Raw genomic sequence first — 14,831 nt, 5'->3', positions numbered from 1 at the left:
GCCTATGAATGTAGTAAAACACTAGCCCATATTAACAATCGGTGCTTGAGCAATCACCTTTCTATCTTCAAATACCAATTGACTTAACGGACGAAATGCAAAGGTGGTGCTAATCAAATTGTTGGGAAATACTTCGCGATCATTATTGTAGAACATCACGCTATCATTATAGTGCTGACGCGCAAAGCCAATGCGGTTTTCGGTATTGGTCAGCTCGTCCATTAATTCTTTAATCATACTATCTGCTTTTAGCTCAGGATACGCTTCTACAACCGCAGAAAACTGTCCTAAAGCTTTCGATAACATACTCTCAGCCTTGGCAAACAATGCCATATGCTCAAGTGCATCTGGCTGATGCTTACTAGAATCTTGCAAGCTTTGGGCATGATTACGCGCACTAATGACGCGAGTCAATGTTTCTTCTTCATACGTTAGATAACGCTTTGCCGTTTCGACTAAATTTGGAATTAAATCATGACGACGTTTTAGCTGTACATCTATCTGCGCAAAGCCATTCTTTGCTTGATTGCGGGCGCGTACCAACTTATTAAATATCGATACCCCGAAAACTATCACCAGTACCACGAATGCAATGAATAGCCAAACAAACATTTTCATAAGAAAATCCCAAAGTGTCTAGAATGTTAGTAAAAAGTTAATATATTGTATATTAACCTATCTTAATCAATGAAATGTTAAAATTTAACAAAATACAGGCGAAAAAAAAGCCCTTTATAATGAAGGACTTATTATCAGTATTCAGCATTTCAAACTACTTGTATAGCCACTCATATATTAAGCTATCAAATCTTAGGCAAAAAAAAGCGACTCCAAAAGCACATCCTCGGCACACATTATAACTATTACCGTTGCTACCTTCCGGTCCTGGCGGGATTCATAGAACAATGTTGCGAGGCTACCAATGGAGCCACCAGTTGCAGATTATACAAGGATTTTTTATGATTACAACCCCAATCGTAAAACTATTCGTTTCATATGCTAAAAAACTGTGTAATTTAATGAGATAAAAAAATAATCTCGTCACTCTCACAACCTAGCCCGTAACTTAAGTGACAAAATTCTTACAGCAGCACATTTAATTCTTGTTATTTTAGTTAGGGTACGTTGAATAAAAAATGAATACAAACGACATACGTTATAAAAATAAGCGTGATCAATACAATCACTACACGACTCACATAAATATTACTACTATCAATGACTAGGAGATAATAATGAAAACCACTCTACTGAATAAAGTGGCTCTAGCCACCACTACCGCGGCCCTAATGACAGCAATGATGGGCAGCGCTCATGCAGAACCAACGGGCTATGACCAGCTTACTTTTCAGACAGAAGTCAAAGAAGAGATTCAAAACGATGAAGTAAATGCTACCTTATATAAAAAGGCGCAGGCAACTGACTCAAAAGCATTGGCAACCACCCTTAATACTTCAATTAACAATGCTCTGAAAATCGCTAAGCGCTACCCGACTGTCACCGTGAGCACTGGTCAACAACGTACCTACCCACGCTACGATAAAAACAATAAAATTATTGGTTGGACAGGACAGGCAAATATAGATTTAAAAAGCACCGATTTTACCGCAACCAGCCAACTGATTGCGGACTTGCAAGAAACCTTGGTCATGGAAAATCTAAGCTTTGGCGTATCGGAACTCAAAAAAGACGCTTTAGAGCAAAAACTGATGACGAATGCTTCACTCGCCTTTCAACAGCAAGCTAAGAACCTAACCCGTGCTTGGGATGCCCGTAGCTACCGTGTGGTTACAGTAAATCTAAACACTGGTAGCAACTATCCACGTCCAATGTACAATGCGATGAGTATGAAAGCTGAATCAGCTGATGCGTCAGTACCAAGCCAAAATTTTGAGTCTGGTAATAGTACCATCTCAGTGACTGCTAATGGCACAATTGAGTTAACCAAATAGACTTCTGTCTATTCTATATAAAAAAACTGTTATAAATAAAGGCAATCGCTGATGCCAGTGATTGCCTTTATTATGTATAGAGATGTTTGGTTTATTACTTAAATCTATCTTTCATCCGTCAACGCTAGGCAATATTTACCACGAATTATTTTATAGCTGGCTGTTCAAGGGTCATTGGTTTGTCGGCTACTGGTTTAGTAAATGATTGCATATTCGGTTGCTTACCATTTTGACGCATTTTTAATAACACCTTTTGATGCCAAGGTAGCTGCTGATAAGCTAAAAGCTGCTCGACAATTTTCTTATTATTCTGCAGTGTCTGCGTATTCTGAATGACATAGACGGTACGTGAGATTTGCTTTAATACCTGCCCTTTTTCATTTTTAAGCACAGCATTTACAATATGAGAGCCCGGTAAAATATCAACGGTCGAAATCGATGTACTTAAACTTTGTGCTACCTCATTACCATCAAGCGTAATGCTCACACTATCGCCTGCTTGTAGGGCGGGCTTTACTTGTACATTGACAACGATACTTTGTACAGGGCGACGATAAGCGCGCTCTTCACTAGGCTCAATCATCGTTAATTGATAACTGACGCGTGGCGCTTGAATTGTGCTCGATGCATTTGCTAGCGCTGGTGGTGTTGCATTACTGGCGACCATTTGCTGAGGAGGCGCAGGATTGCTATTTACTGCGGTGCTATTATTGACACTATTGGACGTAGAGCGAGTATCCGTCATAACAGACGTCTCACTAATTTGCTTGCCCACTTTATGCTCATAGTTCTGCGGACGGTCGGTAAAGGTGACTTGACCCGTTTTTTCATCAATGACTTTATAAATAGGTGCAGCATTCGTTATCGGCGCGTAGAGACTGGCTGCACCCATTAACAAACCAGCCAATACCATTTTGTTTTTAATTTGTGCATGGCTGCGTATGGTCATTGCGGTCTGAATAAGTTGTGAACGATTCAAGAGTGAGTGCATAGTCAGTCAACCTAATAAGTGCGTTTGATTAAAATATAATATAATTATTATGCGGGTTTTTTATGATAAAAACAGTAGTGGCTGTGAAAATGAATTGCTGGCTTGTAAGTTAGAGAACTGAAGGAAAATAATATGAATTTTCAAGAGTTATATAGTGAAGGAAAAAATATAGAGAATTGTACAGTTGACTTGACAGGCTGGATTGTTTTTATTGATGAAGGGTTGTATTTTATAGAAGAAAACTATGAGCCAAATTATAAAAACTGTAAAAGAGTTAGAATAAGCAATAGAGATATAGCATACGTTTTACAAAAAATTCTTCCACTTGTTGGTGGAGGCGAAACTTTTCTATTTCATAAGGCTAAAATTAGTGGAAAAATAATCAGCTCTCCTGACTTGACTATTATACCTTCAGAAATATATATTGAAGGTTGGAGTTCAGAGCTTGAAAAGGTCAATATTTCAGAAGAAAACATCAAAAGATGTAAATCTAACAGTTCTGAATTATTCGATATCACTGAAAAAAGTGGCTACTGGTTTGATATCTGAGTTGACGCATATATTTGATTAGACACAAAAAAACCAGCTAAATGCTATTTAGCTGGTTTTTTAATTAGAAACTCAAAATTTCAACGATGGATTAGCAGCTGTAGTACAAATCAAACTCAACAGGATGTACCGTGATATTGACGCGCTGTACTTCTTCTTGTTTTAGAGCAATATAAGCCTCTAACATATCTTTAGTAAATACATCGCCTTTCAATAAGAATTCATGATCATCTTTTAAGGCTTGTAGTGCCACTTCTAAGTTCTCAGCGACCGTTGGAATCAATGCCTCTTCTTCTGGTGGCAAATCATATAAATTTTTATCAGCCGCTTCACCTGGATGCATTTTGTTTTGAATACCGTCAAGACCCGCCATCAACAGTGCCGCAAATGCTAGGTATGGGTTGGCTGCTGGATCAGGGAATCGCGCTTCAACACGCACCGCTTTTGGGCTGCTGACGTGTGGGATACGGATAGATGCTGAGCGGTTAGATGCTGAGTAAGCAAGCTTAATAGGCGCCTCGTAATGAGGCACTAGACGCTTGTAGCTGTTGGTCGATGGATTGGTAATCGCATTAAGCGCACGAGCGTGTTTAATGATACCACCAACAAAATACAATGCCGTTTCAGACAAGCCCGCATATTCATCGCCAGAGAAAGTATTGACGCCATCTTTTGAGATTGAGATATGGACGTGCATACCAGAACCATTGTCACCAACGATCGGCTTTGGCATAAAGGTTGCTGTTTTGCCAAACTGATGGGCAACGTTATGTACGGCGTATTTGAGTTTTTGCACTTCATCTGCTTTACGTACTAGGGTGTTAAAAGCAACGCCAATCTCTAACTGACAAGGCGCAACTTCATGGTGATGGACTTCGATGCAACCTTCACCAATCATATCTTCGATGCGATCGCACATGACAGTACGCATATCTTGTGAGCTATCAACTGGTGGTACTGGCACATAACCACCTTTGACACGTGGGCGATGACCCATGTTGCCCCACTCGTAATCTTTGTTGCTTGACCAAGCCGCTTCTTCAGCAACGATTTCATGACTGACACCAGACATGCCAACAGACCATTTTACTTCATCAAATACAAAGAATTCAGGCTCAGGACCAAAATAGGCCGTGTCACCAATACCAGTAGACTTTAAATACTCTTCAGCGCGGCGGGCGATAGAGCGCGGGTCACGGTCATAACCTTGTAGGGTTGATGGCTCAATGATGTCACAAGTTACGACAACCGTAACCGCATCAAAGAACGGGTCGATAAACGCCGTATCAGGGTCAGGGCGCAAAATCATGTCTGATGCTTCGATACCTTTCCAACCAGCAATCGATGAGCCATCAAACATTTTGCCATCTTCCATCGATTCTTCATCAACGCTATGAGCTGGGAAGCTCATATGATGTTCTTTACCACGAGTATCAGTGAAGCGAAAGTCCACCCATTTAGCATTAGATGACTTAATGAGATCTAGTAATTTATTTGACATGAATCATATCCTTCGTGGTTATCAGTTAATGGCGATCTAAATATTATGAATTTATGGATTAGCGCCATCGGTCAACGTATGCACTTACCTAATGTCAGCATCTTATCCGCTGAACCAATGCTGGCGCTATTTTAACAATATCTGATTAATAATGCTGAACTGTTATGGTGATTTTATCCGCTTGTGAATAATTCGCTGGATTAAATCTATGCCAATATATAACACGCTATTCATTTTAATCAATAAATTGCTACCGCTATAATACTGCAACTGCTGTGCCAAGACTTTATATTCAATACGATACAAACTGGGATGACACTCATATCAAGCTGATGAACCCATTGGCCTGCGACAATGACTTCAAAACCAATAACTTCAATATAATGATGAAAATACTTCACAATAAGCAGCTATACATGACTATTTTGCACTAAATAAGTGCACATAAAAGCACTGCGATGGTAATAACGAACTATTTTAGTGCGTTTAATGCTTATCATTAGATGAAGTGGCTTTGATGATGACCATAGAATAAATGCTGAAATAAATGCTTTTGAACGAAAGTACGGGTTAGATAACATGATGGCTTATACGCTACTCTTGATAGACGGAAAAATAGTGGTAAGATATCAAGCATTAATAAAAGTATACCCAATAGCTTATGTTTAATAGCTTACATCTAACAGCTATTAGATGTAATGGATGCACACTTATACACGTATAACGACAATAGTAGGTGAAAATTATAATGATTTTGATGATCGATAATTACGACAGCTTTACGTACAATATTGTACAGTACTTCGGTGAGTTGCAGCAGGACATCACTGTATGGCGTAATGATGAGGTCACCATCGAACAGATTCACACCCTCGCCCCTGACATCATTGTCATTGGTCCTGGTCCTTGCGATCCGGATCGCGCTGGTATTTCGTTAGAAGTCATCGATACCTTTAAAGGTGTGATACCCATATTAGGTATTTGCTTAGGTCATCAGGCGATTGGACAAGCTTTTGGCGGACAAGTGGTTAAAGCTGGCGAAGTCATGCACGGACGTTTATCCGCCGTTTATCACAATGGTAAAGGTGTGTTTGTCAACTTACCTAGCCCCTCACAATTCACGCGTTACCATTCTCTCGTTATTGATAAGACGAGCCTGCCCGACTGCCTAGAGGTAACGGCATGGACACAAAATGCAGATAATAGTATTGAGGAGATTATGGGCGTGCGTCATAAAAGCTTTGCTATTGAGGGCGTGCAGTTCCATCCAGAATCTATTTTAAGTGAAGCGGGCTATCAGCTGCTTAATAATTTCTTACAGAGTCATAATTTGGCGGTATTACCCTCAGACGAGTTACCACAAGTAGGCTAATTTGTTTGGCAATTCTGCTTAATGATCGCTGTCTTGACGATACTTGCTTTGATACTGACTATGTTAATAAGGTCAGTCTGTCAAATTAGCTTTATAATGGTAAACCACTAACCCTTTAATCACTAACCCTTACTGTCAAACATAATAATAAGCGAGAATCCTCATGACTACTGCTAACCTGCAGGATATACGAGACGTCACAACAGCGGAAGGTATTGCTCAACTGACTGATGAGCAAATTCATAAATTGCTGACGACTGCATTGGATAGAATTTTCCAGCATATTGATTTGACTTTTGCTGAGATGCATCAAGTCATGCTAGTTATCATGCAAGGCAAATGTAGCAATGCCATGATGGGTGCTATCTTAACGGGTTTGCGTATGAAAGGTGAATCTATCGATGAAATCACCGCCTCTGCTAGTGCCATGCGTGCGTTAGCTGCCAATATTGCACCTAAGGATTGTAACTATTTGGTCGATATCGTTGGTACCGGCGGCGATGGTGCAAACTTGTTCAATGTCTCTACTGCCTCAGCTTTAGTCGCAGCAGCAGCAGGTGCACAAGTTGCTAAGCATGGCAATCGCGGTGTCTCTACCAGATCTGGCAGCTCAGATTTGCTTGAGCAAGCTGGTATTAGTCTGTCGCTCACACCTGAGCAAACAAAAGACTGCATCGAAAACCAAGGCATAGGCTTTTTATTTGCGCCCAATCATCATAGCGCCATGCGTTATGCCAACCCAGTCCGTCGCGAACTCAAATCACGAACTATTTTTAATATCTTAGGGCCATTAACCAACCCTGCTGGCGTACCAAATCTAGTCATTGGGGTGTTTACCGCACAGCTCTGTGAACCAATCGCCAAAGTGATGAAGAACTTAGGTGCCCGTCACGTGATGGTCGTCGGTGCAAAAGATGGCTTAGATGAAATTAGCCTTGCTACTTCAACCACAGTCGCTGAACTAAAAGATGGTGAAATAACTGTATATGAGTTAATGCCAGAAGATGCGGGTATTGAATCACAGACGCTTATTGGGCTTGATGTAGAGTCGCCTGAGCAAAGCCTTGAGCTGATACGTGCGGCGTTATCAGGTGCGCCAACCCATGACCGTGCGGTACTCAAAGCCCGTGATATGATTGCCTTGAATGCCGGTGCAGCTATTTATACTTCCGGTCTTGCCAGCAATTATCCTAATGGCGTTAATCAAGCGCAGGCTGTTATTCAAAATGGTTCAGCATTGACCAAACTTGAATCATTGGCGGCTTATACTCAGAAGCTAGTAGCCGACGCTTAAGATAAAACGGTCATTAAGCCGGTGTTTAAGACTGCTAATAGCGATACTTTATTGATAACGATATTAATAACTATGTTAATAACCCTCTTAATAAACATGCTCCATTGATAACCACCACACTTTACTGATAATTTAGATTTATCGATAACTGGATATAATCATGACCGCCAACCTAAAAACAAATACCGATATCCCTTCAGTGTTACAGCGCATAGTCGCCACTAAATATAATGAAGTTGCTACTGCCCGTGATAAGTTATCACTTGCCGATTTACAAGCACAAGTAGCAGCGGATAAACGCCCACGTCGTGGTTTTGCTGCGGCTTTACGGGCTGCTGATATTGGTATTATTGCCGAAATTAAAAAAGCCTCACCTTCCAAAGGCATTATCAATCATAACTTTATGCCTGCCGAATTTGCCAAGCAATACGAGCAAGGTGGTGCGAGCTGTCTGTCGGTATTAACCGACCGTGACTATTTTCAAGGTGATGATAGCTATTTAATCCAAGCGCGTGACGCTTGTAGTCTACCCATATTACGCAAAGACTTTATGATTGATATTTATCAGATTTATCAATCCTATTTAATGGGTGCAGATTGCATACTACTGATTATGGCATGCCTTGATGATGCACAAGTGCAAGAGCTACATGCGCTGAGTATTAAGCTTGGTATGGATGTACTTATTGAGATACATACGGCAGGCGAGCTTGAACGTGCTTTACAGCTTCCTCGTTCAGAACATAATATCTACGGTATCAATAATCGTAATCTAAATACCTTTGAAGTCGATCTACAGACCACGCTAGATTTAAAAAATACCTTATTGCAAGCGTTAGCCATTAACGATGCCTTTGCTGCGAATCCTGACGATCTTTCACAAAGACCCCTTATTGTCACTGAAAGCGGTATTCATAGCGCCGATGATATTAAGTTAATGCTTAATCACAATATTCAGCACTTTTTAATCGGTGAGCAATTTATGAAGACCGATCATCCAGGGAATGCGTTACAATCCTTACTTGCGAGCGTCCCTACGAGCGCGTAAAGTAGGACAAAATCAGCGGATACTGCTCATATAAGTGCAAATCATAGTTAAGTGCAGATATCAGCTGATAACGATCATTACCCCATTCATTAACCAACGATACGTTAACTTTTATGTCAAATTCTCTATTTTCAAAAGAAATTCAAGATCAGCTCAAAGAGCTCAAAGGTCAACTGAGCAAAGGTCGTGATACCACGTCACCTGATGGCGACAATGGCAAGCCGACTGAACCTGTTTCTTTGCTCACGCAAAAACAAGTCAAAAAGACCGTTAAGCAGATGGACAGCGAACATATCGATGATGACAAAGTCTTATTCATGCAAGCAATGCATGGCGTCAATCAGCTCGATGATAAAAATGTGCGCTCACCTGCTAACGCAGCAAAAGCCAAAAAGCCTGACGCAGCCACGCTATCAAAACGTGCAGCCGCTCAAGGTAGTGAAGGTGTGGACTTAGGCGCAGGCTTATCAGATATGCAAGCGCTACTTAATCCTGTCGCTGGTGAAGCCTACTTATCTTATAAGAATCCGACGCTACAGACTAAAGTCTTTACCCAATTAAAACAGGGTAAATTACGTTGGTATGATGCGGTTGATATTCATGGCTGTACGATTGAAGAAGCACGCATTGCTATGAGTCAACTGCTCAGCCAAGCCAAGCAAAACAATGAAACGATGGTTAAAATCGTCCATGGTAAAGGCTCTGAGGCTATCTTAAAAACCTGCGTCAATGGTTGGTTACGTCAATTACCAGAAGTACTGGCATTTTGCTCAGCCCCGCCAAAAGATGGTGGTAATGGCGCGGTATTGGTATTATTAAAAAAGACGAAAACTGATAGCGAATAAGCTTTTTAATTTAGAAAAAAAGGACTGCATAAACGCAGTCCTTTTTTTATAGCAATAGAGGATAAATCAGTTATGAGCTTACAACCGATTGAAACAACAGAGACAATAAAAACAATTCAAACTACTGAACAGTTAAAATCTCACATCATGGAACTTATCGCCATTGAACCAAGATTTGCTGCGATTTATGAGCAAGTAGGTTTGCCTGACTTAAGACGTAATGCCGGTGGCTTTGAGCAACTACTAAGAGCGATGGTAGGTCAACAGCTATCAGTTGCGGCGGCTTCCAGTATTTGGAGCAAACTGCTTGATGCCAACTTGACCTCCCCGCAAACGATCATCCAAGTAGAAGACGACACATTACGGGCACAAGGTCTCTCGAAACAGAAAATCCGTTATACGCGATCATTGATTGACCACAACATCGACTTTGATACATTAACAATCATGAGTGATGAAGATGTGCTTAGAGTACTTACCGCCGTTATTGGTATTGGGCGCTGGACGGCTGAGATGTATTTACTGTTCTCTTTAGGGCGCGCAGACGTACTTGCAGTTGATGATTTAGCCATTAAAGTCGCTGCGATGGATGTATTAGGCTTAACAGAGCGTCCAACGCCAAAGCAATTAAAGACAGCGACTCAAGAGTGGTCGCCACATCGCAGTGCGGCAAGCTTACTATTATGGTCACATTATGGCTGGATGCATAATAAAAAGACTGTGCCGGTATAACAGTCTATTTCACTACTTACCTTTTACTTTAGGAACTCTAAAGCTCTTTTTAACCTGCCTGAACTTTAGTCTTGCTAAAGTATAACCACGATTTTTATGAATGCTCTTATATCTATTGTCTACCATGTGCTTTTTTAGTTTATCTTTGGGCTTATCTGTTGCCTGCTTATTCTCAATGGTATCTACCTCTTTGCTTAAATTAACGGCTTCAGGCTTATTATCAGCAGCATTTTTTTGGCCCTCTTTCTTGTCAACTGTCTCACTTTCGACTTCATGTTCTAATTGAGCCTGAAGTTCTGGTTGCTTGACAATCAGCTGCTGCGTTGGCAAGGCATGCTCTACATCATATTTTCTAACTTGCATTAACACATCAACGAATAACACGTTTTGTTTGTCGTAGAATTCAATAATGCCGCTGGCATTGACGTAGGCTTGTAATTGAATGATATAGCAATCTTGACGTAACTCTAAAATATTCACTTGATTCCATTCTTGGTTGGTCAATTCATGCTCATCCAAAAATTTATCCAAGTGCTTGACCATTTGGAACACGACGTCAATATCACCCGTACGTTTGATATATAGCTGATGTAAAAAGCGGAACATATCACGCGAGGTGAAATTTTCAATTTGCATCGATGAAAAATCACCGTTAGGTACGGTGACGATAGTACGGGTCAACGTACGCACGCGTGATGAACGAATACCAATATCGATGACGGTGCCCTCATAAGTACCAAATTTACAATAGTCACCTATACGTACGGGTGAATCTGCCACCACCACCACACTTCCTACTAAGTTTTCGATAGTCTTTTGCGCACCTAAGGCTAACGCTAAACCACCGACCCCTAATGCCGCAATACCCGTCGTTAAATCAAAACCTAAATTGCCAAAAATAACGATAATGGCAAATATTAGCAGTAGCGCTTTAACGATTTTGCGTAATAGCCCTAAGATAGAGACGCGTTCAGTATAGTTCTTCTTATAACTCAAATTGACCGCACGGGTAAATATAGCATCGATAACTCGCAGTAATAACCAAGTTGTCGCAAGCCAAGAAGCGATATCTGTATAACGATTGATAGGCTCGCGCAGTGTCACTGACACCCCAGCATATACCATTACCTCAGATAAAATCAGCGCCATAATCACCACTGCGAGCGGCAATATCACCCTATCTGGCAATGGTAGCGGTACACCACGAACACGAGGATAAACAAGCTTCAATAAATGATATAGCAGCCATACAGCAATATAAGTGAATAAAAAACTGCTGATCGTCATCGCTAAAGCAGCAACCAAATCAGCCAACTGATAGCTAAAGATCTTTTTACCTTCTAGAGAGTCAATGGTATAACGAGAAACCAAAGTCGGCTTATAATTTTCTATCGCTTCCGGTATTGAGCTGAGCGTATCGGTAGAAAACTGCCAATATTGCTCACCCTGCTTTGAAACCACTCTTTCAAGTATCAGCGGTATACTTTTATCACTGACGTTGATAACACCGACGTTTTCTTGGCTTGGCGGCAGTTGATCGGTTAAATTACCCTCAAGCGTATTATTAATCTGCAAGTCAGGCTGAAAGCGACCTCCTGCATCAAGCGCTTGCTTAAACTGCCGCACAATCGTCGTCGGATTATCAGACTTGGATAAATTTAAATAATTACTCGCCAGCAAATAATCATTTTCACCCAGCGCCCCGAGAAACCCTTGCACCGTATGCCGAGGGGTATCGCGTCCAAATGAATCTGGTACCGACGTATCAGATCCTTCCTCAGCTTTAGCACCACCCACACCCAGTATGCTTGCTTCAGCTGCCAACGCACTGGGCTGCGAGATGACACTGAATATCATAGCGAAAAGCAGTGTCATCACGAATAGTGGTATTTTCAGCAACCGTTTTGATGAAGCTGGCTTTGATGAAGGTGGTATAGCAGTGGTACTCAGACGATGCTTAATAGACAAAACAAACCTCATGGCTTTATGAATGGCACAACAAAGAACAGATAAAATCTGCCACTATAATAGCAATTTTTTATGACAGCAATACTTTTGATTGCATGTTTTTATGGCTGTCTATGTTAGCCTGCGACGTTTTCACTTATGATGATCGACACAGTAATCTTTATGATAAAAAGCATCATTAATGGACAATAGCCTTACTCAGTAACCTTACAATCGTCATTCATATCGCTTAAACGAATAGATAGCAGTCTACCTTGAGGAATATTCATCTTATGATGAATAAACATTAGGTTAAAGTGGTTTATAAGTAGAGCACTTTTATAGATAATAAGCGCGTGTAACTTATCTATTGTTTTTTGTAAGTTTTAATTGCTTAAAGGCTTGCTTTTGTATCTTTTGGTTTTGTATCTTCTGCTTTTTTACTTTGGAATTACCTATGATTTTATCACGTTCATCTTCGACCACTTATCTTCGGTTGTGTATTCTAAGTGCCTTAGGCGTATTGGCTGTAAGTGCGACAGCCGCCACTACCGATGCAGCTGACATTAGCAATAACGAGCTACCACAAGTTGAGCTTGATGAGATTGTCGTAACCGCCACGCGCACGCCGACTAAGACCCGTAACGCCATTGCTCAGACGAGAGTTGTTGATCAAGAAGATTTGAAACGCTTCCAAGGTCAAAATGCACTTGATATCATTAAACGTCAGCCAGGTATCAGTCATTATACTAATGGCGGCCCTGGTACTACCTCAAACTTTTATATGCGCGGATATGATAACAAGCAAATATTAGTGCTTATTGATGGGATACGCTATAGCTCAATTAGTGCTGGCGGTGCAACATTGAGCTTATTACCTGCTGATCAAATCGATCGTATTGAGATATTATATGGTGCTTCTGGCTCTAGTATTTATGGCTCAGACGCGATTGGCGGCGTGATTCAGGTTTTTACCAAAGGCACGAACGTTGAAAAGAGTCAGGTTTCTGTGACTGCAGGTGTAGGCTCACATAACGAATATCTGTATGGCGCTAGTGCTCAACTTAACAGTGGCAACGGCACGACCATGAGCTTATCAGCCAGCCATAATGAAACTGATGGTATCAATGCAACCTTACCAGATAGCTATGGTTATAATAGCGATGACGATGGCTTTAAAAGCGATAACGTTAGCCTAGCGTTAACTCAGCGTATTAATGAGCAGTGGTTAACCGGTGCAAGTGTTTTATATAGCAAATCAACCACCGATTATGATGACGGTGCAGCAAACGCCTATTCAAAGCAAGAAAACGGTTCTGCGCAAGCATTTGTTGATTGGCGTTATCTGCCTGGTTCTTCTGTAAAATTACAGTATGGCCATTCTATTGATAAAAGTGATAACTATAGTAGCTTTCCTGGTGTTTTTGATACCAAACAAAATCAAGTCAGCCTAGTAGGTCAGCACAAGTTTCAAGTTGGTCAAGGTGTATATGGCCTTGAATACCTTAACCAAGGGCTTGATAGTACTGCCTATACCGTTGATGACCGTGACGTGAAAAGCGCATTTTTAGGCTACCTATTGGCCAACAATCAATTTGATGCCCAAGCCAACGTGCGCTTTGATGACAACTCACAATATGGTAGTGAGACGACTTATAATCTAGGTGGTGCTTATCGAATTAATCCGAACCTACGTGCTGGTGCCAGCTATGCCAAAGGCTTTCGTGCGCCTACTTTCAATGACTTATATTATCCGGGTTCAGGCAATACTAACTTAAAACCTGAAACCAGCGATAACTATGAAGCTTTTGTTGAATACGATACTGCGTTACAGTCGACACGTCTAACAGGCTATAACAATAAAGTTGACGATTTAATCGGCTATGTGGCAAAGCCCACGCCCGAAAATCCTTGGGGTGGTAGTAGTGAAAACGTTGATAGAGCTAAAATTGAAGGTATTACTTTAACTTCAGATTGGGTTGTTAATAGCTATTTATTTGGTGGTAGCTATGATTATCAGCAAGCAAAAAATGCCAGCGGTGGCGTGAACGATGGCAACTTCCTATCTATTCGTCCTGAACATAAAGGTCTGATATATGCAGGTTATCGCTTACCAAGCTTAGATGTTCGTGCTGAATATCAATATGTTGGTGATTATTATAGTAGTGTTGCGAATACAGATTCACAGTCAGTCGATTCTTACGGCTTATTAAATATCAGCGGTAACTATAAACTCACTGATAATTTATCTATGACTGCACGTTTAAATAATATTGCCAATAAAAAATATATTACGCTACCCGGCTACAATACTGATGGCACCAACTTCTTCACCTCTTTAACTTATAACTGGTTCTAAGATTATTTAGCAGCATTTGAAAGTTATATTACTAGGGCGTGTCCTCAATTCATCTTGCAGTGAATGATAGTGCAGGCCAGATAAAGCATAGACTTAAAATTACGAGCTAATTTTTCATAGCGAGTAGCGATGCTACGGAAATGCTTGAGTCTCGCAAACATATTCTCAACAAGATGACGCAGTTTGTACAAATAGCTATCAAACTCTGGATTAGGTTGTTTAGCATTTTTTCTTTCAGGTA

The 14,831-nt window shown here is 40.8% G+C and carries 13 protein-coding genes and 1 other RNA gene; 8 read left to right on the top strand and 6 right to left on the bottom strand.

What is annotated here, in order from left to right; genetic code table 11:
- Positions 1 to 21 precede the first annotated feature (21 nt).
- Both WAZ74_RS12580 and ffs read right to left on the bottom strand, forming a co-directional pair.
- Positions 22 to 618: a LemA family protein gene (locus WAZ74_RS12580; RefSeq protein WP_422308646.1), complete on the bottom strand. Its 597-nt coding sequence runs from the start codon at positions 616 to 618 to the stop codon at positions 22 to 24.
- 210 nt (positions 619 to 828) lie between these two features.
- An RNA gene (gene ffs / locus WAZ74_RS12575) (signal recognition particle sRNA small type) lies at positions 829 to 925 on the bottom strand.
- A gap of 310 nt (positions 926 to 1,235) precedes the next feature.
- Here ffs and WAZ74_RS12570 point away from each other — a divergent pair.
- The gene (locus WAZ74_RS12570; RefSeq protein ID WP_422308645.1) at positions 1,236 to 1,952 is read left to right on the top strand and encodes an SIMPL domain-containing protein; all 717 of its coding nucleotides are present in this window, start codon (positions 1,236 to 1,238) and stop codon (positions 1,950 to 1,952) included.
- A 145-nt stretch (positions 1,953 to 2,097) separates the two neighbouring features.
- Here the strand turns inward: WAZ74_RS12570 and WAZ74_RS12565 are convergent, their stop codons facing one another.
- Entirely contained in the window at positions 2,098 to 2,931 is an 834-nt protein-coding gene (locus WAZ74_RS12565; RefSeq protein ID WP_422308644.1) for a DUF4124 domain-containing protein, read from the bottom strand.
- A gap of 144 nt (positions 2,932 to 3,075) precedes the next feature.
- On the opposite strand from WAZ74_RS12565, the gene WAZ74_RS12560 reads away from it, so the two are divergent.
- Complete coding sequence (locus tag WAZ74_RS12560) at positions 3,076 to 3,492, top strand: hypothetical protein (RefSeq protein ID WP_422308643.1); 417 nt, start codon at positions 3,076 to 3,078, stop codon at positions 3,490 to 3,492.
- Positions 3,493 to 3,583: 91 nt separating this feature from the next.
- On the opposite strand, the gene glnA is transcribed toward WAZ74_RS12560, so the two are convergent.
- Complete coding sequence (gene glnA, locus WAZ74_RS12555; RefSeq protein WP_422308642.1) at positions 3,584 to 4,993, bottom strand: type I glutamate--ammonia ligase; 1,410 nt, start codon at positions 4,991 to 4,993, stop codon at positions 3,584 to 3,586.
- 748 nt (positions 4,994 to 5,741) lie between these two features.
- Here glnA and WAZ74_RS12550 point away from each other — a divergent pair.
- The 5 genes from WAZ74_RS12550 to WAZ74_RS12530 all read left to right on the top strand — a co-directional run bounded on the left by WAZ74_RS12550 (position 5,742) and on the right by WAZ74_RS12530 (position 10,284).
- Entirely contained in the window at positions 5,742 to 6,365 is a 624-nt protein-coding gene (locus tag WAZ74_RS12550; protein ID WP_422308641.1) for an anthranilate synthase component II, read from the top strand.
- 163 nt (positions 6,366 to 6,528) lie between these two features.
- Positions 6,529 to 7,659, top strand: a complete 1,131-nt coding sequence (gene trpD / locus WAZ74_RS12545) for an anthranilate phosphoribosyltransferase (protein WP_422308640.1) — start codon at positions 6,529 to 6,531, stop codon at positions 7,657 to 7,659.
- Between the two features lie 160 nt (positions 7,660 to 7,819).
- Positions 7,820 to 8,707 (top strand): indole-3-glycerol phosphate synthase TrpC, encoded by an 888-nt coding sequence (gene trpC, locus WAZ74_RS12540; protein ID WP_422308639.1) that lies wholly within the window; start codon positions 7,820 to 7,822, stop codon positions 8,705 to 8,707.
- Positions 8,708 to 8,820: 113 nt separating this feature from the next.
- A complete protein-coding gene (locus WAZ74_RS12535) occupies positions 8,821 to 9,552 on the top strand; it encodes a Smr/MutS family protein (RefSeq protein ID WP_422308638.1) in 732 nt (243 codons plus the stop codon).
- Between the two features lie 72 nt (positions 9,553 to 9,624).
- Positions 9,625 to 10,284 (top strand): DNA-3-methyladenine glycosylase family protein, encoded by a 660-nt coding sequence (locus WAZ74_RS12530; protein ID WP_422308637.1) that lies wholly within the window; start codon positions 9,625 to 9,627, stop codon positions 10,282 to 10,284.
- 12 nt (positions 10,285 to 10,296) lie between these two features.
- Here WAZ74_RS12530 and WAZ74_RS12525 read toward each other — a convergent pair whose 3' ends face one another.
- Positions 10,297 to 12,264 (bottom strand): mechanosensitive ion channel family protein, encoded by a 1,968-nt coding sequence (locus WAZ74_RS12525; RefSeq protein ID WP_422308636.1) that lies wholly within the window; start codon positions 12,262 to 12,264, stop codon positions 10,297 to 10,299.
- Between the two features lie 424 nt (positions 12,265 to 12,688).
- Between WAZ74_RS12525 and WAZ74_RS12520 the strand changes: the two genes are divergently transcribed.
- Complete coding sequence (locus tag WAZ74_RS12520; RefSeq protein WP_422308635.1) at positions 12,689 to 14,590, top strand: TonB-dependent receptor plug domain-containing protein; 1,902 nt, start codon at positions 12,689 to 12,691, stop codon at positions 14,588 to 14,590.
- Between the two features lie 44 nt (positions 14,591 to 14,634).
- On the opposite strand, the gene WAZ74_RS12515 is transcribed toward WAZ74_RS12520, so the two are convergent.
- The coding region (locus WAZ74_RS12515; RefSeq protein ID WP_422308634.1) for a transposase at positions 14,635 to 14,831 on the bottom strand (197 nt) is incomplete at its 5' end.

The sequence above is a fragment of the Psychrobacter sp. genome (genome assembly GCF_049295055.1).
Classification (GTDB): Bacteria; Pseudomonadota; Gammaproteobacteria; order Pseudomonadales; family Moraxellaceae; genus Psychrobacter.
The sequence above is the reverse complement of the archived record's forward strand: the minus strand, read 5'-3'. Positions and strand labels throughout refer to the sequence as shown.

Bases quoted from the DNA above. Each gene is read 5' to 3' on its own strand.
- WAZ74_RS12560 (WP_422308643.1), top strand. From the start codon at position 3,076: ATGAATTTTCAAGAGTTATATAGTGAAGGAAAAAATATAGAGAATTGT.
- WAZ74_RS12570 (WP_422308645.1), top strand. From the start codon at position 1,236: ATGAAAACCACTCTACTGAATAAAGTGGCTCTAGCCACCACTACCGCG.
- WAZ74_RS12530 (WP_422308637.1), top strand. From the start codon at position 9,625: ATGAGCTTACAACCGATTGAAACAACAGAGACAATAAAAACAATTCAA.
- glnA (WP_422308642.1), bottom strand. From the start codon at position 4,993: ATGTCAAATAAATTACTAGATCTCATTAAGTCATCTAATGCTAAATGG.
- WAZ74_RS12520 (WP_422308635.1), top strand. From the start codon at position 12,689: ATGATTTTATCACGTTCATCTTCGACCACTTATCTTCGGTTGTGTATT.
- trpD (WP_422308640.1), top strand. From the start codon at position 6,529: ATGACTACTGCTAACCTGCAGGATATACGAGACGTCACAACAGCGGAA.
- WAZ74_RS12535 (WP_422308638.1), top strand. From the start codon at position 8,821: ATGTCAAATTCTCTATTTTCAAAAGAAATTCAAGATCAGCTCAAAGAG.
- trpC (WP_422308639.1), top strand. From the start codon at position 7,820: ATGACCGCCAACCTAAAAACAAATACCGATATCCCTTCAGTGTTACAG.
- WAZ74_RS12580 (WP_422308646.1), bottom strand. From the start codon at position 618: ATGAAAATGTTTGTTTGGCTATTCATTGCATTCGTGGTACTGGTGATA.
- WAZ74_RS12550 (WP_422308641.1), top strand. From the start codon at position 5,742: ATGATTTTGATGATCGATAATTACGACAGCTTTACGTACAATATTGTA.
- WAZ74_RS12525 (WP_422308636.1), bottom strand. From the start codon at position 12,264: ATGAGGTTTGTTTTGTCTATTAAGCATCGTCTGAGTACCACTGCTATA.